The 22,229-nt window shown below is 38.0% G+C and carries 13 protein-coding genes; 3 read left to right on the top strand and 10 right to left on the bottom strand.

Going from position 1 to position 22,229, the window contains the following annotated elements:
* From ABWO41_RS04125 to ABWO41_RS04135, 3 genes are all read left to right on the top strand, one after another.
* A partial coding sequence (locus tag ABWO41_RS04125) for a sensor histidine kinase (RefSeq protein ID WP_353133873.1) occupies window positions 1-867 on the top strand: 867 nt, incomplete at its 5' end.
* Between the two features lie 7 nt (window positions 868-874).
* On the top strand, window positions 875-1,636 hold the full coding sequence (locus tag ABWO41_RS04130) for a LytR/AlgR family response regulator transcription factor (protein WP_353133876.1): 762 nt from the start codon (window positions 875-877) through the stop codon (window positions 1,634-1,636).
* An 88-nt stretch (window positions 1,637-1,724) separates the two neighbouring features.
* A complete protein-coding gene (locus ABWO41_RS04135; protein ID WP_353133879.1) occupies window positions 1,725-2,930 on the top strand; it encodes an exo-beta-N-acetylmuramidase NamZ family protein in 1,206 nt (401 codons plus the stop codon).
* Window positions 2,931-3,169: 239 nt separating this feature from the next.
* On the opposite strand, the gene ABWO41_RS04140 is transcribed toward ABWO41_RS04135, so the two are convergent.
* The 10 genes from ABWO41_RS04140 to ABWO41_RS04185 all read right to left on the bottom strand — a co-directional run.
* Complete coding sequence (locus ABWO41_RS04140; RefSeq protein ID WP_353133882.1) at window positions 3,170-4,465, bottom strand: glycoside hydrolase family 88/105 protein; 1,296 nt, start codon at window positions 4,463-4,465, stop codon at window positions 3,170-3,172.
* Between the two features lie 43 nt (window positions 4,466-4,508).
* Entirely contained in the window at window positions 4,509-6,170 is a 1,662-nt protein-coding gene (locus tag ABWO41_RS04145) for a glycoside hydrolase family 28 protein (protein ID WP_353133885.1), read from the bottom strand.
* Between the two features lie 27 nt (window positions 6,171-6,197).
* Window positions 6,198-8,042: a rhamnogalacturonan lyase family protein gene (locus tag ABWO41_RS04150; RefSeq protein WP_353133888.1), complete on the bottom strand. Its 1,845-nt coding sequence runs from the start codon at window positions 8,040-8,042 to the stop codon at window positions 6,198-6,200.
* 14 nt (window positions 8,043-8,056) lie between these two features.
* Window positions 8,057-9,211 carry a glycoside hydrolase family 88/105 protein gene (locus ABWO41_RS04155; RefSeq protein ID WP_353133891.1) on the bottom strand — a complete coding sequence of 385 codons (1,155 nt, stop codon included), beginning with the start codon at window positions 9,209-9,211 and terminating at the stop codon, window positions 8,057-8,059.
* A 157-nt stretch (window positions 9,212-9,368) separates the two neighbouring features.
* Window positions 9,369-11,498: a hypothetical protein gene (locus ABWO41_RS04160; RefSeq protein WP_353133894.1), complete on the bottom strand. Its 2,130-nt coding sequence runs from the start codon at window positions 11,496-11,498 to the stop codon at window positions 9,369-9,371.
* A gap of 203 nt (window positions 11,499-11,701) precedes the next feature.
* On the bottom strand, window positions 11,702-13,054 hold the full coding sequence (locus ABWO41_RS04165) for a pectate lyase (RefSeq protein ID WP_353133897.1): 1,353 nt from the start codon (window positions 13,052-13,054) through the stop codon (window positions 11,702-11,704).
* Window position 13,055: 1 nt separating this feature from the next.
* A complete protein-coding gene (locus tag ABWO41_RS04170) occupies window positions 13,056-14,879 on the bottom strand; it encodes a RagB/SusD family nutrient uptake outer membrane protein (protein WP_353133900.1) in 1,824 nt (607 codons plus the stop codon).
* A 22-nt stretch (window positions 14,880-14,901) separates the two neighbouring features.
* Window positions 14,902-18,156: a SusC/RagA family TonB-linked outer membrane protein gene (locus ABWO41_RS04175; protein ID WP_353133903.1), complete on the bottom strand. Its 3,255-nt coding sequence runs from the start codon at window positions 18,154-18,156 to the stop codon at window positions 14,902-14,904.
* A gap of 396 nt (window positions 18,157-18,552) precedes the next feature.
* Window positions 18,553-21,849 (bottom strand): hybrid sensor histidine kinase/response regulator transcription factor, encoded by a 3,297-nt coding sequence (locus ABWO41_RS04180; RefSeq protein ID WP_353133906.1) that lies wholly within the window; start codon window positions 21,847-21,849, stop codon window positions 18,553-18,555.
* A gap of 12 nt (window positions 21,850-21,861) precedes the next feature.
* The coding region (locus tag ABWO41_RS04185; RefSeq protein WP_353133909.1) for a hypothetical protein at window positions 21,862-22,229 on the bottom strand (368 nt) is incomplete at its 5' end.

Consider the following 22,229-nt stretch of genomic DNA (forward strand, 5'->3'; position numbering starts at 1 on the left):
AGGAGCCAATATGTAAAAGCTTTTTTGACGACATTAACTGTTATGATATTCATTGCTGTCCTGTACCGCCTTGTCGAAATCTTTATAACAGATCCGTACATATACCGGTTTTATATGCAGCATATTAGCAGCTTTTCCTGGGCAAGAATGCAAATGAGCCGGACCGAACAGTTATTAAATCCTATTTTTTTCGTTACTGCAATTGAAAGAAGCAACGCAGTAGTCTGGATAGGCATTACATTACAGCTTTTTACGCTTTCTCATGAAAGAAAGCAATCTGCTTTACAGGCTGAGCTGAATGCTTTGAAAACACAATTGCATCCACATTTCCTGTTTAATTCTTTGAATAATATTTACTCACTCTCGCTCGACAAATCAGAAAAAACGCCCGAAGTAGTTCTGGGCATTTCCAATATACTCCGGTATTCTTTGTATGAATGTACCGCGCAACTGGTGTCTCTAAAGAGGGATATTGAAATCTTACATGACTATATTAAACTAGAAAAGATCAGGTATGAGGAACGTCTTGAACTAAACATATTTATCTGCAACAATACCGGAAATTTACAGATAGCTCCCCTGCTTATGCTGCCTTTGATAGAAAATGCCTTTAAACATGGTATTGCTTCAACTATTGACACACCCTGGATCAATATCCAATTGCATATACAGGATAATAATCTTACCTTAAATATCAGCAATAGCAAAGCGGATATGAATAATGACTCAAATAATCCAGCGGGAAAAATCGGTATTGAGAATGTACGAAAACGTTTAGAACTGTTATATCCCGGCAGACACTCCCTGAATTTTTTCGATGAACAGGATTGTTTTATCACTGTGCTAAATATTACCCTGACTAACTGATTGCCTAATGACAGAGCCACTTCGGACACTTATAGTAGATGATGAACCCCATGCTATTGAGGTTATTAGAAAGTATGTTGCCCAAATTAAGGAGATTGAACTGTTGGGAACTTATACAAACGCCATCAGCGCATTTCAGGAGCTTCAAAAAAGTAAGGTAGATTTAATGTTTCTAGACATCAGTATGCCCGGGCTATCGGGAACCGATCTGGTAAGGAGTCTGCAAAATCCTCCGCTTATAATTTTCACAACCGCCTATCAGGAATATGCCATTGAAGGGTTTGATTTAAATGCTGTTGACTATTTGCTGAAACCTATTCCGTTTGACCGCTTCCTTCGGGCCATAGACAAGGTCATAAATTTATATAAGCTGCAATCTATATCCCGACCTGTTACTACAGAATCAGCAAAACCTTTCTCTGCGTCTCAGCCCTTTTATATATACATGCGCATTGATCGCCAGTTGATTAAACTGGATACCGAAGAAATTCTCTGGATAGAAAGTGATAAGGACTACATAAAAGTTGTTACTAAAAAGAATACCTACATTACCAAGCAGAAGATAAGTTCTATGGAAAACCTGTTGCCAATCTGGGCATTTCTAAGAGTACACCGTTCTTTTATTGTCCCGTTGAATAAGGTAACAGGCTATAATCCCAATTATGTTATAATAGAAAACACAAAAATTCCTATTGGCAGGAATTATAAACAAATCTGTCTGGATAAATTCAATCCGGGAAAGCACAACACGCCGGTCTTCATTGAATAAGAAGGGGTTACATATTCTTCGCATTAATTTCTGCGCGTTTTATCACACTAAATTTTCTTATCTTTAGTAATATCTAAATCATCTACTTATGAAAAGAATACTTCACATGACTTTGGGCCTGATTCTAGCTTCAAATTTATCGCATGCTCAATTGAAATATTCCAATGACATCATAAAAACCGGGGCCGAACAAACTGAACGCTATATCGACAAACTGAAAGGAAAACGTGTCGCTTTGGTAGCTAACCAAACGAGTATAATTGGCAATACACATTTGCTGGATAGTTTATTAAAGCGAGGCGTGAAGGTAGTTAAAGTGTTTGGACCGGAGCATGGTTTTCGGGGTAAGGCCAGTAATGGAACTGAGGTTTTTGACGAAATAGATCAAGATACAGGAGTCAAAATTATATCGCTTTATGGAGAGAAAAGAAAACCGAGTAAGGAGGATTTGATCGATATAGATATTCTCATTTTTGATATTCAGGATGTTGGTTGCAGATTTTATACCAACATCAATACTTTAAGAGATATCATGGAGTCTAGTGCCAGATATGGTAAGGAATTGATGATTCTGGACCGTCCAAATCCTAATGCTTATTTGATTGATGGTCCCATTCTGGATATGAAACTGAAATCGGGAATCGGACAATTTCCGATCCCTATAAGTCATGGTTTAACTGTAGCTGAATTTGCACAAATGGTTAACGGAGAAGGCTGGTTGGCAGATGGCCTGAAATGCAAGCTCAATATTATCAAAAATGCTAATTATAGCCATAATATGTTGTACAAACTATCTGTGAACCCCTCTCCTAACCTGAATACAGAAGCAGGCATTTTGCTTTATCCTTCTACCTGCCTGTTTGAAGGAGTTGCTTTAAATCATGGACGTGGGACAGATTATCCTTTCACAGTTGTAGGCGGACCAATGTACAAAGGGATTTACAGTTTTTCTTATGTTCCTGTTTCTATGCCAGGCAGGGCTGAAGATCCACTTTATCAAGATCAAACTTGTTATGGCTTAGACTTGCGTAATTATGATCTGGAAAAGCTGGTTAAATCCAGGAAGATTAACCTGACCTGGATGATTGAGTTATATTCTAAATTCCCCGATAAAGCTAAATTCTTTGACAGGAGTATTCACAGACAAATTGGTAATATCGATTATCTTTCCGGCGATTCGGAGTTTAAAAAACAGATTGAAGCAGGTAAGTCCGAAGAAGAAATCCGTAAGACATGGGAGCCCAGTCTGGAAGCTTATAAAAAGATGAGAAAAAAGTATCTGCTTTATGATTAGAAAATTCAGACAAATCCAGTAATACAAAATAACATTTAATACTTGAAAAGAGGAAGCATAAAATCTTGCCGGTAAAAAAGCGGCCTAAATTAAAACTAGCATTAACTGTTCGACGGCTTTAAAGGAGCCTGCTCAGACTCTTTCCGATGAATCTGAGCAAACACTATTAAAGAAAAACGTTTTAAGTTTTTAAAATCATCATTCAATTACAATTTAGAATCATTTTCTGAAGCGCTATTTTATTTGATTTTATCATATTGAGCATCCGCAGAAATTTCAGAATATTTTTTAGCCTTAGCCATTTCAACCAGAGCCCGTAAAACAGGTCCTTTTCCCATAGGATCATTTTTCTGGGTAGGACGATTATAATAAAATGTTAGAGAAGGCATAATTCCTGTTCCTACACATATACTTGTAACATCGCCACTATTTGTCATTTTGGTATTCATACCTTTCAGTCCCTGTTCTGCGGCATATATGTAATCTTTATTAATCCACCCCTCTCGTACTCCTTTGGCTATTCCAAAAACAAACATTGCGGTTCCGGTTATTTCCTCATATGAATCTGTTTTGTCTAATAGCTGATACCATAAACCACTTTTCCCCTGATATTGTAAAAGTCCTTTTATCTGCATGTTATAATTCTCTATCAACTCCTTTCTCCTTGGATGATCTTTGGGTAACATGGCCAACAAATCTGCTTTCGCCATCAGCATCCAACCATTCGCTCTGGACCAATGTGCAACACCATGTTCATTAACATCGGTATGAAAACAGTGGTAATATATTTCCTTTCCGGGATGCCACAGATATTTATGATAATTGAGCACCTGGTTTACGGCATCATCAAAATACTTCATATCTCCGGTCATTTTTCCCATACGGCATAAAAAAGAAAGTGCCATAAAAAGATCATCCGCCCAAATTGTATTTTCATGAGGCCAGATACGGGCAATCGTTCCATCCTTTAATCTTGGTTCGGCAACCATTAAATGCTGTTCGGTCGTTTTAATATAATCCAGATACGATTTATTTGGGCGTTTTGCATAAAGATCTATCAAACTTGCTCCCATGGGACCATTATCATCCAGTCGTTTATTTCTGAAAATCATGTGCCATGATAAACCGCGTATGCCCCGCCAGCCTCCTTTTTTAAATCCTTCGTCAAACTGCTTTTTGAAATAGGCCAGGTTGTCCTTATTAAAAACGAATTGCATGTTTTTATCTACATATTCCACATACTTTTCATTTCCTGATAATTCGCTCAATTCTAACAGAGCAATTTGCAGTACTCCATTAGTATAGTGCCAGTCATTGTACTTGTTAGCTACTTTCATATCCATTGTGAACGGAATACCCTTTAAACCTGGATAGACTTGCTTTGTTTCTTTATGGATAAACGTATAAGGTGTTTCTGAAATGATACGATCGGCAATTGTTCTTGCCAATTCATCGGCTTTAAAAGTTGCCTGAGCAAACAGCTGACTTATGCCAAGAGTCAAAATAGTAATTAATAAAAATGTTCTTTTTGTCATGTTTCTTTTATTTGAGATTCTCCCTATGCTTGAACTTTAAAACTTATTGCTTCACGAGTTTAACTTTACCTTTTGTCAAACCTTTAGACAGTTTTATTTGATTATAGTCGTATTTCGCTTTTATCAGCACATTATCTGTTTTGCTTCCTGATACTGTTATTACAGTATCTGGCTCTGTTCGGGTTTGCAGACCATCAACAACGACATTTCTTACGTTACCAAACTGTATGGCTGCACCTTTCTTTGGGTAAATACTGATATTTTTCAGTATTATATTTTCCGATTCCAGTATCTCGGCACCCTGGTTTGAATGTACCACAAAGTCTTCAATCCTTAGGTTTTTAATGTTGTGCTCGGGTAAACCGTAAAAATACATGGCCTTATTTGCGTTACTGCAATAGACATTTTTAATAATGATGTCTTTAAATGTTGGCGTTGTTTCATTTACCGGAGGCAGATTCTGCTGAGATATAATCTTTGTGCCATCTTCAAGATCTTCAACTACAGATTTCCCACCATAGTAGAGGTTAAAATGTATGGGTTCTGTTGCAATATCAATCATACTGATGTTGGATATAAAAATCTTTTCTACTACACCACCTCTCCCTCGTTTGCTTTTAAAACGTAAACCAACATCCGTTCCCAGGAACTGACAATTTGATACAGCGATGTTTCTGACTCCGCCCGACATTTCACTTCCTACTACGAAACCTCCGTGTCCTTTAAACACAGTACAATTATCTACAATGATGTTCTCGCATGGTATTCCTCTTTTTCTGCCATCTTCATCTTTTCCCGACTTGATACAAATGCCATCATCACCCACATCAAAAGAACTATTGGTTACGATTACATTTTTGCAGGACTCTAAATCCAGCCCATCTCCATTTTGTGCGTAAGATGGATTGCGAACCTGTATCCCATCTATGATCACATTTTCGCACATTAACGGATGGATATTCCATGCAGGGGAATTTTGAAAAATAACACCTTGCAGATAGATATTTTCACATTGTTGAAAGCTAACCATTACAGGGCGTAAAAAATCGCGAACAGATTTCCATTCTTCTTCTGTTGTAAAGTGCCGCGGAACATTCATATCACTAATGGTATCTCCGTGTAAATACTGGGCAGATGGCATCCAATAGTCATCACGCTTAAGCACACCCCCGCTTGCAACTGTTTTTCTCCAAAAACTTTCTGTTACCTTCTGCTTTTTAAGAGGGCGCCAAAAATGGCCGTTTCCATCAATTGCCCCACTTCCTGTAATTGCTATATTCGTTAAATTCTTACCTGATATAGGAGATTGGCAACGTCTGGTATCCAATCCTTCGAATGATGTTTCTACAAGCGGGTACAAATCTTTATCAGGAGAAAAAAGAATAATAGCCCGGTCCTTCAGATGCAAATTAATATTACTTTTTAGTTCAATGGGGCCGGTAAACCAAATTCCCGAAGGGACAATAAGCACACCTCCTCCTTTAGCAGCAAGTGCATCAATAGCTTGTTTAAATGCGCCTGTATTCAGATGTATTCCATCTCCTACGCCTCCAAATTCGGTAATATCTACCTTATTATCGGGAAACCGGGGAATAGACAACCGGGGCATATCAAACGGCAAATTAGTATATAAATGCTCGTACGGATTTGCCTTTGCTGCATGGTTTACAATAAACAATAATATCAACAACAATATCTTTTTCATCTTTTTCTTTTAATAATAATGAGCGGGTTAATTTCCCAAATAATAGGATGGAACGGGAGCCTGAGGATAACCCTGTGATCGTTGAAGTACATAACTTCTATAAATGGCATCCTGCATTAATGTTATTTTACGATCTTTTGCCGGAATATTTGTATGATAGATACGCAACTCTCCTGGTAAAGCAGTAACGACCTCTTCACGCCAATCTCCAAAAAGATCTGCAATCATGATGATGTCACCATATATTCCATTGGTAATTTTTTCACCTTTCCAGTAACCGATAGACTGATTTTTTCCTTTTGACATGGATTCTGCGCCCCACCGATTATCATCACCAAAAAACAACTGGCGGGTGTTACCGGAATCCCACCATATCCAATTTCTGCAAGGTGGAACATCCGCATTAGAAGCTAATCTTTTGCCTTGTGCACTTAATAAATACTTATCAGAAGAACCGCCTTTTTTATCTTCAGAGGCAAAACATTCCAAACCCGGACTTGAAGGATCAATATCGGCAACCATACCGTCTCCAACATGGAATGTCTTATGTCCTATTCCCCATATTCTTTCTCCGGTGTTAGCATCAACCGTACAAACGCCATATCCATTATCTATCCATGGTTCTATCGCTAAAAACACTTCCAATCCTTTTCTATCTGGATCAATATCCGTAAGGTAGGCTTTATCGGAGTGACCAAGCCCAGTAGACCATCGTAGTGTGCCGTTACTGTTGAGCATGCAGGAACCTAATAGTATTTCTTCTTTTCCATCTCCGTCAACATCTCCGCAAACCATATTATGTGCCCCCTGACTCCTCACTACCGGATTCTCTTCATCTCCATCCCAACGCCACAATTTTTCTAATTTCCCATTGTTAAATTGCCAGGCATCTACTACTAACAATTTATAGGTGCCACGGGCAGCTAAAATACAGGGTGTTTTTCCGTCTAAATAGGCCATACCAATCTGATTTCGATTTTGTCGGATTAAGTTTCCATATCTGTCATTCCTTTCTGGCCAGTCTACCCGGGCAATTTCTTTTCCGGTCATACCATTCAATATTGACAGGTATTCGCTGCCACCGTATACGCGTCCTTTATCGTTCTTCAAATAATCATTACCCGCGGTTTTCAAGGCAACTTCTGCTTTCCCATCCCCATCAAAATCGTACACTATAAAGGGCGAGTACCAGACACCGGGTTCAATACCTGGCCCCAAATCGGCAGTCCATAAATATGTCCCGTCACTCAGATAGGCTTCTATTTTATAAGTTGTCCCATCATTAGGATTAACGGTACCAGGATCTACATTGCTGTTGGGATGGCGAATGATATAATCATAAATACCATCTCCATTCAGGTCAGCAACAGCTACCCGACCAGCAATAACATTTGGATCTTTCAGTTTTATACTGGTATAATTAGCTTCTCCAGAAACAGTTGCTGCTAATGATTTTTTGTTAGAAATGATCTTGGTCCGACCGTTGACAGCTTCTACCCAATAAATGGCTTTTTTACTATTTGCATCAATATCCAAAAAATCGGTTGTTGCCGTTATGGGCACTTTGTTTAGCTTTTTTGTTTTATTGTCAATCGATCGATATACATTGAAGGCAACAGATTTGCTATCTGATTTTAATAATCTCCAGCTTATATGTGTTCCTTTCCCTTCTTTTCCAATAGCCAGTGTTAAACCTCTATCAAGTTTTTCCGCTATTCGCTCCCTAGCAAAACCTTTTACTTCCGGCTTTTCGGCATGATTAGGTTTTAATATTTCGTATAAATAATTCCGCTCTCTCGGATCTTGTGAAAAAAGGGAATTACTCCATAAAGAAATTAATACCGCAGCTAATATTACTCTTATCTGTTTCATGATATTCTATATTTCTATTTACCCAGATACAAACACCCCATAATGAACGGACCCGTTGCCTTCGCATCGTTATCTCTAACTCGTTCATTTATATAATAATCTATACTACCATCTCTGCAGGGACTACCACCAAGTCCAGCCACAGCACAGCATTTTGTTAAAGTGAGTGTACCATCTGTATTCTTTTTAATTAAATCCTTCATAATACCCTCATAGGCCTTTTCTGCTATTTTAAGATATTTTTTATCTAAATAACCCTTCTTTACCGCTTTGGCATATCCATACATAAACATCGATGACACAGATGCTTCATGATAATTCCCCTGATAATCTGGTTTATCCAATACCTGATACCACAAACCGTTTTTGTCCTGATATTTAGGTAGCGTATCTGCCAAATCCTGTATAATAGTTCTCAGTTCTGATCTTTTGGGATGATTTTGAGGGATAAAATCGAGCACATCTACCAGTGCCATATACCACCAGCCTATACTTCGCCCCCAAAAGTTTGGAGATTGACCTGTTATTTTATTGGCCCATCTTTGTTGCTTACTCTCGTCATAAGCATGGTAATAGAGCCCGGTTTTAAAATCATAAGTTCGTTTAGCGGTTACCAAAAACTGGTTAATGACATCATCAATCCACTCTAATTGATTAAAAGTAACTGCGTATTGTGCCAGAAAAGGATCGGCCATATACAAGCCATCAAGCCAAATCTGGTGTGGATAAATCAGTTTATGCCAAAAAACACCTTCATGTGTTCTGGGATGATTTTTCAACTGCTTTACAAGCAGATCCATAGCCAGTTTGTACTTCTCTTTTCCGGTTTCTTTATATAAATCAAATAGTATCTTTCCCGGGTTAATATAATCGACATTATAGGTCTCTACTTTATACAGATGAATTTCACCTTTATCATTTATGATTGTATCAGCCCACTGTTCCACATAATTAAAATACTTCCTGTCTCCGGTTGCTTTCCACACCTGTAACATGGCGGTACAACCTACCCCTTGTGAATAGCCAAAGTACAATCTTTTTCCATGGTCAAGCTGCCAGGCTTCGGGGAAACGTTTCATTTCCGAATTCGCAAACAGGATTCCTGTTTTTTGAGCAGAAACGATTTGTAAGTTTAAGAAGCAAATGATGAATAAGAATATATTTTTCATTATCGGTTTTAGTTAAAAAATAGACTGACTCAAAACTAGTTTTGATGAGATCGGCTGTTTTCGAGATTCAAGATCTCAATAAAGATGCTGAATTTGCCTACTACCAGGCTGGCAAATTCAGCGTGGACAATTTTTTCCCAACAAAGCTTTCTACAAGTTACGGCAAGGGCTTTAAGTCTTCCCAAACTACATCCCAGCTACCATCTTTAGGGAAGCCCGGTGTATCAACTTTGTTCCCATCCCAGCCGGCACACATCATAGCCACAGCTGTCAACAGCCCGCCATTTCCGGGCAGATAAACTCTTAACCTTGAGTCCTGATAATTATGACCGTTAAGTAAATACGTATTGGTTCGTTTATCCATTAACAATGCATCTACCGCTTTTGCCGGTTCATTTAATCTGGCAGCGCACATAGCTGTCATTGGATAATCCCATCCCCATGTCTTACCCCAATTCCAGTTCTCTAACACCCAATTCAGCGTATTGGACATATAATCACTTCTTATCAGTTTATTTTGAGGCAATATTCCCATAGCTCCCAATACTGCCGGGTGGTCTGATGTAAAGCGGATGTCTACATAAGTATCAACAGCATCTTCTGAAGCCAGGTATAAACCGTCTTTTGATGCCAACGGAGACAATTTATCTATCAGTTCATCCCATTCTAAATTACGTTTCTGTCCGGCTCTTTCTCTCCACTTCTGTGCAACATTCATTGCATAATGCCAATAAGAAACTTCAAATGGGGGATTAATGGTTTCAGACGCTCTTAATGTTTCCTGCGCAGCAATAATCCCTTTCAATAAATAACGACCTTCTAATTGATCATAAGTAGCAAACGATGCCATAAATTTTGCAGTTTCTTCTACCAGTGCACCATATTTTTTAACTACTTCATCAGAGGGGTTATTTCTATAAATTAACTCGGCCATATATATAAAATGAGGCTGTTGCCAAATAAGAAATGACCCTACTTTTGATGGCGCCTCCACTCCCGAAGGATCGGTCATTTTCATCCATCTGGCTCCATCAAATCCCTGCCTTTTAGCAATTGATTTTGCTATTGGATAAGCTTTCGCATACCAATCCATACTGCGTTCTAATAAATCTATCCGGTTCCAAAGCGCGAAGTGTACGGCATGCCACCAGTGCATCTCCAGATGAAATTTACCAAACCAGCTGTTATAAGTTAATCCTGTCTCTTGTGGAGGATACATACCGGCAGACTGAATGGCCATTAAATATTGTGAAAGGATTACTCTTCTTTCTAATTCTTTTGCTCTTGCATCTGTTGCCTTAGAAAAATCAATTGCTCCGCCTCGTTGCCAGAAATTTTGCCAGTATTTGGACGATTCGGCAAATGTTTCTTTTACCGGACTATTTAAATCGGAAGGTTTTTCGTTAGTAAACTCACAAGTGAAAGAGATTTTTCCATCGGTAGGATCAAGAATGAAGTAGTGAGCCTCTTTTTCTTTTACAGTTGCTTTTCCTTCCCATTTAACGGTAACATAATAGCTTGTACTATCCAATTCACGTTTAAATATAACAGAATGATCATCCTGAGCTATAATAATAGTTTTATGCTTGTCGGGAACACTTCTGTTGCAAGCATCGTCGGTATGATTTCCTGTTGGATAAGAAAATCGGAAATTAACCTTCAGTTTGCCTTTAGTAATCAATGGAGAATGAATAGAAACTCCAATCTGATCTTTTTGCGGATGACATGCTGTCTCTACCTGAACAGAATCAGCATCAAAACTAAATTTACTCTTAACCAAACCGTTCCACAGATCAAGAGTTTGATCAATAGATTTTATTTCGTCTGTTTTCGCCTGAGTTCCTTTATCATTTATTAACTCTAAACCAATATTTCCTAAATGTAAACGATGCGGATTAACACGATACCAATCTGCGGCTTCTTTATGTCTTCCGGGTTCGTTAAACTGTACCGAATACAGTTCTTTTTTTCCTCTAAAGTCATATTCCTTTAATGTTTCCTCAAATTTATAGTGATTCGGGTTAGGGAAACTATGCCAACCCCACTGTGACTGGGTTCCAAGCGGAACTCCTTTTTCATACGCTTCCGGAAAGGTTTGCAGGCCTGTTGCATCAACAGTAAATGCAAAGTTACCATTACCAACTGATAGAGAAGAGAGTTCTTCAATCTCTTGTACGCGGGGATTATTTCTTTCAACAAGAGCATTCCTGTCAATCTTCTGTACTTTTCCGGTTTTACAGGCAAAGAGCATAAATAATGGCAGAACCATCAAAAAACATTTTCTCATATTATTCTATTTTCGTTATTCCAATCTATCTTAAACTAAATTCGTATAGATGCCCTTATGTTACAGCTTCACTAAACTGAACAAGAATTTTAAACAGCTATTAAAAATCAAACGATTATGTTAAACACGTAATACAAACACTTTGTAGGTTGAATTTTTATCTTATACAATTATTAAAAGGGATTTATTTACAACAAAAGCTATCATCCTTTCTTTTTTTCAACTTCACCAACCAGCGAATTCAGATACACCTCCACATTAGTGTAGTTTTTACTTAAAGCGTACTTGCGACCATCTTCTGCCGAATTTGAATTAAGGCCATGTTTAATCTCCCAAGCGTCAGGTATACCATCTCCATCACTATCTTTAGGGTAAATTCCTGTTGCCAATTCCGGCCATCCTCCAACTGTATTTTGAGAATCAATTATCCCTTTATTTCCTCCTCCATAAGTTTCTCCTCCTTTTGCGGTCCCTGTACGGACTTCTGCTATAACTCGTCTATCATAACTATCGCGGTGCAAACTGCAGCCTGCACTTTCCAATACTTTATGATATGCAGCCAAAGCCAGGTCCTGATAAATAGGGACAGACACAAAGGGTTCGGTTGCTCTTATTCTATTCTTGTCTCCGATACCTTTCCAGTTATCTGTGGTAACGACTTTACTGCCTTCCATAATATTATCTGCAACATAGTAAGCACCCGTACCGTCTTCTGCAGGATCAAGGAACCATGCTTTTTTTTCCTCAGATGTAGCAGGTCCTGGTTTATAATAGTTCGCAACAAAATTGACCTTGTTTCCACGGCCACCACCATATGCCGACTTATAGCCCCAGTTATATACTACATTATTCCGAAAGTCTACCGGGTTGCATCCGTCAGAAGCAAAGCGAGGGTTACGGCTACTGTGATGAGCGATGAGATTGTGATGAAAAGTAGCACCACAGCCACCCCATATCCCTCCGAATCCGTGAGCGCCTTTAGAGTGTGATGCTTTTGATAAACTATGACTAACTATACACCATTGGACGGTTACATTTGTAGAATTATAAACTGATAGGCATTCATCTACCGACCATGATGCCGAACAATGATCCATGATTAGATTTTTTACCCGCAAGGCTCCCATGGCATCGTCTTCAATTGCATGTATATCGCCCATTCGTACACGAACGTAGCGGATAATGACATTATTAGCTCTTACATAAAGCGGATAACCTTTTAAACAGATACCATCGCCGGGAGCACTTTGCCCGGCAATGGTAATACTGTCATTGTATATTACCAACTTAGATTGTAAATCTATTGTCCCGTCTACGGCGAAGACAATAATCCGGGGACCTTTCTGTTCGATAGCATTTCTTAAACTACCTTTGCCAGAATCGTTGAGATTAGTCACTGTATAAACTTCTCCTCCTCGTCCTCCGGTTGTGAATTTCCCAAACCCTTCGGCGCTGGGAAAAGCCAGAGCTTGTCCTGCTGCCGGTTTGTAAACACATGCTAAAACACAGCATACAAGTAAAATTCTTAAACTTATCGATTTATAAGTCCTTCTCATATTATCTGTATAATGGATGTTGTTGCGCTCTCAGCTCCGGATTCTCATTCATCATGGTATTGCTAAGCGGAAGCAATTCTGTTTTATTTTTTGTTAATCCATTGAAAAAACGGGTAACCCATATTGCATCTGCTTTTAACTCATTATTGTAAAACATCGCACCTGTATTGGTACCGTATAAATTCACTAAAGTATAGCCGTTCGCTGTCAGCAGATTTTTTTCTGTTTGATCTGGCTCGGTTAAATACGTTTTATAAATCGGTAACCCAATAGTAGGTTCTTCAAAGACTGTCATGTTAATTCTTTTATAGGCTGCAAACTTTGGAATATTCGCATATTTCCCTGTATGATTTGCCATATCAATTAACTTGCTCTTTTCGTCCATTAAAGTTTCATATTGCACTCCCCAACGAACAAGGTCTGTTCTTCTTACACCTTCAAAAGCAAGCTCCAGTTTACGCTCTTTGATAATAGCATTCAGGAACTCTTGCGGATCTGTGGGTGTAGTTCCTATTTTTGCGGCATCGTTTTTAAATGCGCGCAGTCTTACTTTTTCATAAGCTTCTTTTGCATCGTCCGTCACTCCGTTAAGCTTACTTTCAGCCTCTGCAAACATCAATAAGATATCCGCATAACGTAATATTGGTGCATTGACATCTCTTCTGGAATCACTGGATCCTCTGTCTTTTTTCCATGTTGCGCGATATTTACCTATTGTCCTGCTGGGATAAGCATTCATGGAAGCAGTACCTGCTGCATTTAGTATCTCATAATTACAAATGCTTGCATCACGACGTTGGTCCCCTTCTTCATATTCAAAATACAATGTTGGCATAGCCGCAATCTGAGGTCCCGATTTACTGTAAGTGCTTCCTGTTGGTGTTGAAATGCCGGAGGTATAAGCTAACCGTACATCCGGATGGTTTGGACCATACATACCAAACTCCCAAATCGACTCATCATTATATCTTTTTGTCAGCAGATCTCGCCAAAGTTTATCAAAATCACTAACCAGACTGTTTTCGTTCTGGATCATAACCGCATTGCAGGCATTTCTTGCTATAGTGTAAAGTTCGGTAACACGAGCAGCATCAGGCCTTGTAGCCAGTTTCACCGAACCGGCGTCATAAGTATCCAGATTCCAACGCAATGAATATCCGGCAGCATGAAGTGCCACGCGGGCCAGCAAACCATAAGCTGCCTGTTTAGATATGCGCTCTGACGGAATACCGGCTTCTTTTTTCCATGGAATAAGCTCTGTGGCTTTCTGCAGGTCTGCTACACACTGATCATAAATTATATCTCTATTGGTACGAGGCAGAGTAAAGGTGGTTGCATCCATTGTTGGGATTGTAGAGAAAGGTACATCTCCCCAAAAACGTACTATATTGAAATAAGCATAGGCGCGAATAGCATAAGCTTCTCCTAAAAGTTTATCTGTTAATATTTTATCTGAACCACTTTTTGACGCCAATGCTGTAATCCCTTTTATACAGCTATTTGCTCTTTCCGCAGCAGAGTACATAGCTGTATAAGTACTATTAACCGTATTGGTTGCATCATAGGCATAACGAGCAAATATTTCTTTGCTGTTGTTATTCTCTGTAGACATACATTCGTCTGTACCGGATAAAAGCTGGTAATACATTTCCTGACTGATCGCGGCGCTATATGCTCCAAGTACAGCCATTTCGGCTTTACTGGCATTTTCAAAAGTGGTATTTGTATCGAATTTAGATTCGGATGGCATATCCAGCCATTTTTGACAAGAACTAAAAAGTAATAGTATGCCACAAAGCGAGAATATATCGATAATTTTTTTCATGTTATTCAATTCTTTGAGTTAGTTAAAATGTTAGGTTTAATCCTGCCACAAAACTGCGTGTTCTCGGATAGGCTGAGTTATCAATGCCTCTGGTTAATATTTGGTCAGAAGCGGAGACTTCAGGATCATATCCTTTATACCTGGTGAAAGTGTGAACATTGTTTGCAGTACAGAATATCCTTAAATTATTGATATGTACTTTTTTTGTAAGCTGTGCAGGTAAAGTATACCCTAACGTGATGTTATTGATACGAAGGAAAGAACCATCTTCCAGATTATAGTCTGTTTTTTCAACAGTGGCTGTCTCTTTATTTGCTCCGTTAAGACTCCAGATAGCATCACTTGTAAACTGGTTCGGATTAAGTTCTGCCAGGCGTTTTAGATCTTTTGTTTCTTTCCCTGTAGCAGGATCTACCAATATATAATGGTTTACCATATTGCCGGTGGCATTCTGATTAGGATAATAAGGTCCTATGAAACGCTGAGTATTCATATTAAACACCTCATTACCATAGCTAAAATTCATAAACACGCTTAAATCGAAACCTTTATATATGAAAGTATTATTTAAACCTCCAAAGAATTCAGGTTCTGCACTTCCTAATACAGTCCTGTCCTTCTCGCTCCAAACCGGATTCCCATTGTTATCTGTCTGGCCTGTAACAGGGATAAATTTGATATCTCCAGGTTTTATAGCCGCAACCTGAGCTGCGTTTAGACCACTTTTACGAGGAACGCCCGCTTTAAGTGAGTATGTTCCGTCCAGATTTTGGTTAAAATCTTCCGTAGTATAAATTCCTCCGTATTTAAACCCGTAAAACTGTCCCAGTGATTCTCCCTCGCGTACAATAAACTCCATACGACTATCTACACTTGTAATCATATATTTACCTACATCTCCATACAGTTTTTGCACTTTGGATTTATTAAAAGACATATTCAAATCCGTACGCCATTCAAACCCACCGGCTCTTACGTTAACTGTATTAATCACGAACTCGACTCCCCTGTTACGGATAGAGGCGATATTCTGGAATTGGTCGTTATAACCGGAAGATTTAGCAATTCCGTTTTTAATCAGTAGATTGTCCGAAAGGTTATTGTAAACATCAAATGTTAAATTGAACCGGCTTTTGAATAAAGATAAATCCAAACCAAGATTAGAAGACTTAGTTCTTTCCCACACCAAATTTGGGTTTCCCAATACACTTTGAGGTACAAGCGCAGGAGCTTCTGTTTCTCCAATCCAGTACCTGCCTCCCTGATATTGTGTCACATACATATTATCATCGATATTACTATTTCCTGTAATACCGTAACCTCCACGTATTTTCAAGCTGTTAATGAAAGTAAGGTCTTTCATAAACTGCTCTTCAGAAATACGCCATCCTACCGAGGCAGAAGACAATGTTCCCCATTGATTTTCTCTGGAAAACTTCGATGACCCATCACCACGAACAGTTGCCGACAACAAATACTTATCTTTGTAATTATACATCAGACGACCAAAAACAGAAACTATACCTTCTCTTCCCTGGCTGGATTCCGTTATTTGCTGTCCTGCCATTGAGGTATTATTCAATCCAAAATTATCTTTTGGAAACTTCAGGTAATCGTTATCCAATTTCATGGTTTCTGTGTACCATGTTTCCTGGCCTAACATTACATTAAAGTTATGTGCGTTGGCCAGCGTTTTTTTGTATGTTAAGGTATTGGAAAGCTGTTTGGTCAACTTTTCATTATTATTTCTGCTCCCGTAAGGCCCTTGTTTTTCTCTGGCCGCCGATGTACGCCCGTCGTCAAAATAATCGCTACGGACCTGTTGCCAGAAATAGCTTCCTGCTGTACGGAATGTCAAATCTTTTACCCAGGGAATATCTATTTCTAACGCAGCGTTGATTGTTGGCTGTCTGGTATATCTGGTCTGCGTAATGGCATCATTGGTAATAATTGGATTGGATATATCGTACTGACTATCATAAACCAGCATCTCATCTCTGATATCCGAGTTAATCATCTGTTCGTTAGTAAATCTCACCCCTCCGGTAGGTGGTTGTAAAAGGGCCATTTTAAGTCGTCCACCTAATGAACCGCCTCCTTTTATAGTATTCGCATTGAGGCCTATATTTGCATCGAACCTTATACCTTTATATAATTCGTGATTAAGTTTAAGACGCAGGCTATTTTTATTATATCCGGTTTTAGCGAGAATACCATCTTGTCCGATAAAGTTATAGTTTACTATAAATTTAGTCTTTGCTGTTCCTCCGGATACAGAAATATTGTGATTTTGCATTAATGCTGTACTGCCAAACATAATATCTTGCCAGTCTATTCCTTCACGATTGCCATAATCTCTGGCTATGCGTGAATAAGCATTGGTATAAAAATCCGGATCACTCACATTTCCTCCAAAATAGGATGCGAAATTATTCTCCTGTCCTCTTAATACCTGGTATTCATACTGATATTTCACATAATCTTCTACTCCAAGCATATCTAATTTTCTACCCAATTTCTCAAAGCTGAAATAAGTATTATAGTTCACCGCAGTCTTTCCTTCTTTCCCCGATTTTGTTGTAATCAGAACAATTCCGTTAGCTCCACGCGCTCCATAAATCGCTGTTGCTGAAGCGTCTTTCATAACATCGATAGACTCAATATCATTAATATCAATATTTCTAAGCGCATCATCCATCTGGAAGCCATCTACGATATAAAGGGGTTTCGTACTTTGAGTGATAGATGTTCCACCACGTACAAGGATATTGATATCTGCACCCGGCGCTCCACTCTGGGTAACTACATTTACCCCAGCCATCTTACCTGTAATAGCCTGTGCAGTGGTTGCTGCAGGTATATTTGCAATATCTGAGCCTCTGAGCGAAACACTTGCCCCAGTTAAATCCTTCTTTCGGGCTACTCCATATCCAATGACCACAACTTCATTCAACAAATCAGTATCTTCTTTCATGATGATGTTGAACGTTGTCTGCTCTCCTACCTTAATCGTCTGGGTTGCATAACCAATGTAGCTAATTTCCAGGCTGGCATTTGGCTTTACATTTAAAGAGAATCTTCCCTGGGCATCTGTTATTGCACCTAGTTTTTCTCCAATAACCTTAACTGAAACTCCTATAAGTGGCTCTCCACTGGCTTCTACTACAGTTCCCGTTATTCTATTTGTAGTTTGAGCAAATGCCATTTGCAGCGCTGAACAAAAAAATAACGAAAACAACAACAATCTCAATGAGAAGTTTTTTGGTCTTTCTTTCATAATTATTTAGGTTGTTAATTAATTTATATAAAAGGTTAGCTTCCATCACTTAACAAACAGTCTGCTTTTGAGACATCATGTCCTGTTAATGAAAACTGGTCAAATCAGCTACTTTATTTTTTTCAAATCTTTTAAATAAAGAACAAACACATCAGTTCTTTATCAATCAACTTTATTCTCCCTCTATTTCTTTTTTGGTAATAGGGTTACAACTTGGTTACCTACCTTTCTCTTTAACAGAAACAGTAATGTTTATATAACCAAACTTAGGTGATAGAACTATTTTTTATTTTCAAAAATTGACGAAAAGCTTTTAAAATTTGACACAAGCTGACTAAAGTGCTTTTAAATTGATTATAATGGCCATATAGGCCCATACGGGGGTGATAATTTTAGTTATTGTGTATTGTAAGATTTTCCATCTGAATGATTTTTTAGATAATCAGACGGAGAGAGATTATATTTTTCCTTAAAACATGTACTAAAATACCCTAAGCTGTTAAAGCCAATCTGATAGGCTATTTCACTAACCGTCATTTCGCCTGTATCTAATAGCTGTTTACCCCTTTTTAGCCTGATGTCTTTAACAAATTCGACCGGAGTCATATTGGTGAGACTTTTTAGCTTTTTATAAAAAGTGGTTCTTCCCATAGCCATAGAACTCGCTACAGATTCTATATTAAACTCAATATCAGACATTTTTTCTTCGATAATCCGAATTACATTCCTTAGAAAGACCTCATCTTTAGAAGTTATAATCACCTCGCTGGGTTCCAGTTTCAATACGGTTGGTTTTTCCAAAATATTGGAAACTACTTTCTGGCGATTCTTCAAAAGGTTATCCAGTAAATATTTCACATAATCTGCATGGAATGGTTTTGTGATATAGAAGTCTGCACCATAAGAAAGTCCTTTTATCTGATCTTCGATAGTCGATTTCGCAGTAAGCAGAATAATTGGAATATGGCTGGTCGTGACATCATTTTTGACTTTTTCCAACATTTCAATACCGTTCATTTCTGGCATCATTACATCAGATATAATGGCATCAGGAAGCAACTCTATGGCTTTCATATAACCTTCTTTACCATTTTCTGCCTCATAAATGTTATATAGATCTTTGAACTGATCTGCTATAAAACTCCTCAATTCTGTGTTATCTTCTATCAGAAGCAGTCTAGGTAACTTATTCCTGTCTTCTATATCTTCGCTTACTTCTAAATTTTCTGATTTCTTAGCAGGAAGTGCTTTTTCTTCGGGTTTACACCATTTATCTTCGTCTAATAATTCACAAGGTTCAAAATGAAGGTTACCTTCTAAAAGTAGAACAGTAAAAGTCATGCCTTCTTCCTTATTTTTGCTGGCTCTGATTGTACCACGATGAAGGTTGATGATATCTTTGGATAAGGCTAATCCTATTCCTGTTCCTTTAAATGCTTTATCCTGCTGATTGTCTCCGGCATAATAAAGTTTAAAGAGATCTTCTACTTTATCTCCTGCAATTCCAATCCCTTCATCGATAACCTGAATCGAGATTTTCCCTTCCTTTTTCTCCAGTCTTATAAAAACTTTTTTATCCTTCGGCGTGAATTTTATCGCATTGGAGATAATGTTAAAAAATACAATATCTATTTTATCTCTATCGCACCAAAGAAATATCTCGTCTGCTGAGGAGGTTAGTTTTAAGGTTAGCCTTTTTTCTTCAATGATATCAGCAAAATGTTCTAACACCCCGGATATGAAACTTACTAATTCTATTTTTTCTATCCTGAGTTTCAAATTTTGTGTCTGTATTTTACGAAAATCCAGCAATTGATTTACAAACCGTATCATACGATCTGCATTTCTGTTAGCGACATGCAGGTATTTAACACCTTTGTCAGACAGACTTTCTGTATTTTTTATTTTTAATAGTGGGTTTACAATAAGGGTTAGCGGAGTTCTCAATTCATGAGAGATATTTGTGAAGAACTGCATTTTCAACTCGGTCATCTTTTCTTCTACAATGACCTTGTTTTTAAGCCTTATCATTGTTAAAACAATCCTTCTTACAACCTCTAAAATTATGATGGTTAGGAATATATAACTCAATAATGCCCAACCACTTAGCCACCATGGATTCTTTACTTTTATGAGTATACTTTTTTCGGGGGAATTCTCAAAATAGTAGTTATTTACTGTTTTAACCCTGAATTTGTAATTGCCAGGCGGAATTTTTGTATAGGTAGCTTTCCGTTGGTTTTTAACGAAATGCCAGTTTTCATCATAACCTTCGAGAATATAAGCATACGAAATGTTATTAGGCACCCTGTAGTCTAAAACGGCATACTCAAATGTTAAAACATCCTGATTATGATTCAGGGAGATTTTATCGGCGTAATTTATAGATGACTGCAAAGGACCGTCAGGCTCTCTGATATCAATATCTTTATTGTATAGCTGTATTCCCGTAAAAGCCATATTAGCCGGAAACCGCTCATTTATAATCTTATCAGGATCAAATGATATATAGCCATTAATTCCGCCAAAAAATATTTCTCCTTTATCCGACCTAAAACATGCGGACTCTGAAAAACCTGTTCTTGGTAATCCGTCATAGGTATCATAATTTCTAAAAGTTTCTGTTTTGATATCTAGTTTAGATACTCCGTTCTCGGTAGCGATCCACAGATTTTTGTTTTTATCTTCCACTAAACTCAGTACAATATCATTAGGCAAGCCCTGTTCTTTCGTATAAACCTTAAATTTTAACGGCTCATTTAAGTTTTGAGGTTTGTTAATTACCCGGTTCAATCCGCCGCCAAATGTTCCTACCCAAACCTCATTATTGCTTGATGTATAAAGATACTGTACATCGTTATTCCCCAAGCTGTTTTTATCACCGGGGATCTTAGTAGTCTGTACAAATTTAATATGGTCAGGATTTTCGTTAGGATCGAAACGCAAAATTCCGTCGGTAGTTGCCAGCCAGATATTTTTATCCGGCCCCTGTATAATATCTCTTATAACATTGAATATTTGCTTTGGATAATACTTAAACGAATTATTTATGTTTCTAAATTTAACCTTTCCAGCTTCTTCTATTAATAAATTAAGGCTACCGCCAAAAGTTCCAACCCATAATCTTCCTGCCTGATCTTCTGCTATTGCATAAATTTGGTTGTTGCTTAAACTGGTTAAATCCGCAGGATCATTTTTATATCTTAAGATCTCATATCGTGTGCGGCTTTCATTTTTGGGAACCAACTTAACAATACCTTCCCCTTTAGTTCCTATCCAGATATTCTTATTTCTGTCTTCGGTTATACAGTAAATACTGCCCAGATTCTGCCCCTCATCAATAACTTCTATTCTTTCTCCTTTCTTGTAAACATATAATTTACCCACCTTACTTGTAATCCAGGTTTTACCATCCGAATCCTGAAACAAAGCCCGTACCTCATTGTCATATTTATTATTGGAGTTCTTTACCAATTGCTTATACTCGAAATTATTTGGAGAGAATACCACTTTATTTACTCCGCCATTTCTTGTGCAGAACCACAACACTCCCTTTTTATCAGAATATGCAGAAACAATGTTATTTGAAAACAGCTTTGTTTTTTCTTCCGGGTTGTTATAGAAGTAGCTCAGCTTATCCTCGTTTTTTTCATAGTAGCCGAACCCGCCTCCTTTTAAAGAAACCCAAATCATGTTATTAACATCTTAAAATACATTAAAGCTCTTGTCGCTTTTTCGCCTGGCTTTAACTGTATAGGGTAATTTGTCATCTTTATTATGTTTGAAGGAATAAAATGTATTGTTAGAAGGTTTATATAAAGTTGCTCCATCTAATTCTGGTTCTAACCAAACGTTTCCGCTTCTGTCTTCATAAATAGAATAGAAAGTAGCTCCCTTATTTTTGTATTGAAGCTTAGAAACTTTCTGATCATAAACCATTAATCCCTGATTGGATGCCGTTAAATACACACTACCTGTCTTAGACACCAGAATATCAAAGATGCTCTGGTTTAGGATTTTTTTTGAATAAAACGCTTTAAACTCCGGATTATATTCTACGAGTATACCATTGT

It is taken from the genome of Pseudopedobacter sp. (genome assembly GCF_040392825.1).
Classification (GTDB): Bacteria; Bacteroidota; Bacteroidia; order Sphingobacteriales; family Sphingobacteriaceae; genus Pseudopedobacter.

What these genes read in the sequence shown, in the direction of transcription:
- ABWO41_RS04140 (WP_353133882.1), bottom strand. Translation starts at nt 4,465, where the DNA reads ATGACAAAAAGAACATTTTTATTAATTACTATTTTGACTCTTGGCATA.
- ABWO41_RS04165 (WP_353133897.1), bottom strand. Translation starts at nt 13,054, where the DNA reads ATGAGAAGGACTTATAAATCGATAAGTTTAAGAATTTTACTTGTATGC.
- ABWO41_RS04150 (WP_353133888.1), bottom strand. Translation starts at nt 8,042, where the DNA reads ATGAAACAGATAAGAGTAATATTAGCTGCGGTATTAATTTCTTTATGG.
- ABWO41_RS04145 (WP_353133885.1), bottom strand. Translation starts at nt 6,170, where the DNA reads ATGAAAAAGATATTGTTGTTGATATTATTGTTTATTGTAAACCATGCA.
- ABWO41_RS04160 (WP_353133894.1), bottom strand. Translation starts at nt 11,498, where the DNA reads ATGAGAAAATGTTTTTTGATGGTTCTGCCATTATTTATGCTCTTTGCC.
- ABWO41_RS04175 (WP_353133903.1), bottom strand. Translation starts at nt 18,156, where the DNA reads ATGAAAGAAAGACCAAAAAACTTCTCATTGAGATTGTTGTTGTTTTCG.
- ABWO41_RS04155 (WP_353133891.1), bottom strand. Translation starts at nt 9,211, where the DNA reads ATGAAAAATATATTCTTATTCATCATTTGCTTCTTAAACTTACAAATC.
- ABWO41_RS04180 (WP_353133906.1), bottom strand. Translation starts at nt 21,849, where the DNA reads ATGATTTGGGTTTCTTTAAAAGGAGGCGGGTTCGGCTACTATGAAAAA.
- ABWO41_RS04170 (WP_353133900.1), bottom strand. Translation starts at nt 14,879, where the DNA reads ATGAAAAAAATTATCGATATATTCTCGCTTTGTGGCATACTATTACTT.
- ABWO41_RS04135 (WP_353133879.1), top strand. Translation starts at nt 1,725, where the DNA reads ATGAAAAGAATACTTCACATGACTTTGGGCCTGATTCTAGCTTCAAAT.
- ABWO41_RS04130 (WP_353133876.1), top strand. Translation starts at nt 875, where the DNA reads ATGACAGAGCCACTTCGGACACTTATAGTAGATGATGAACCCCATGCT.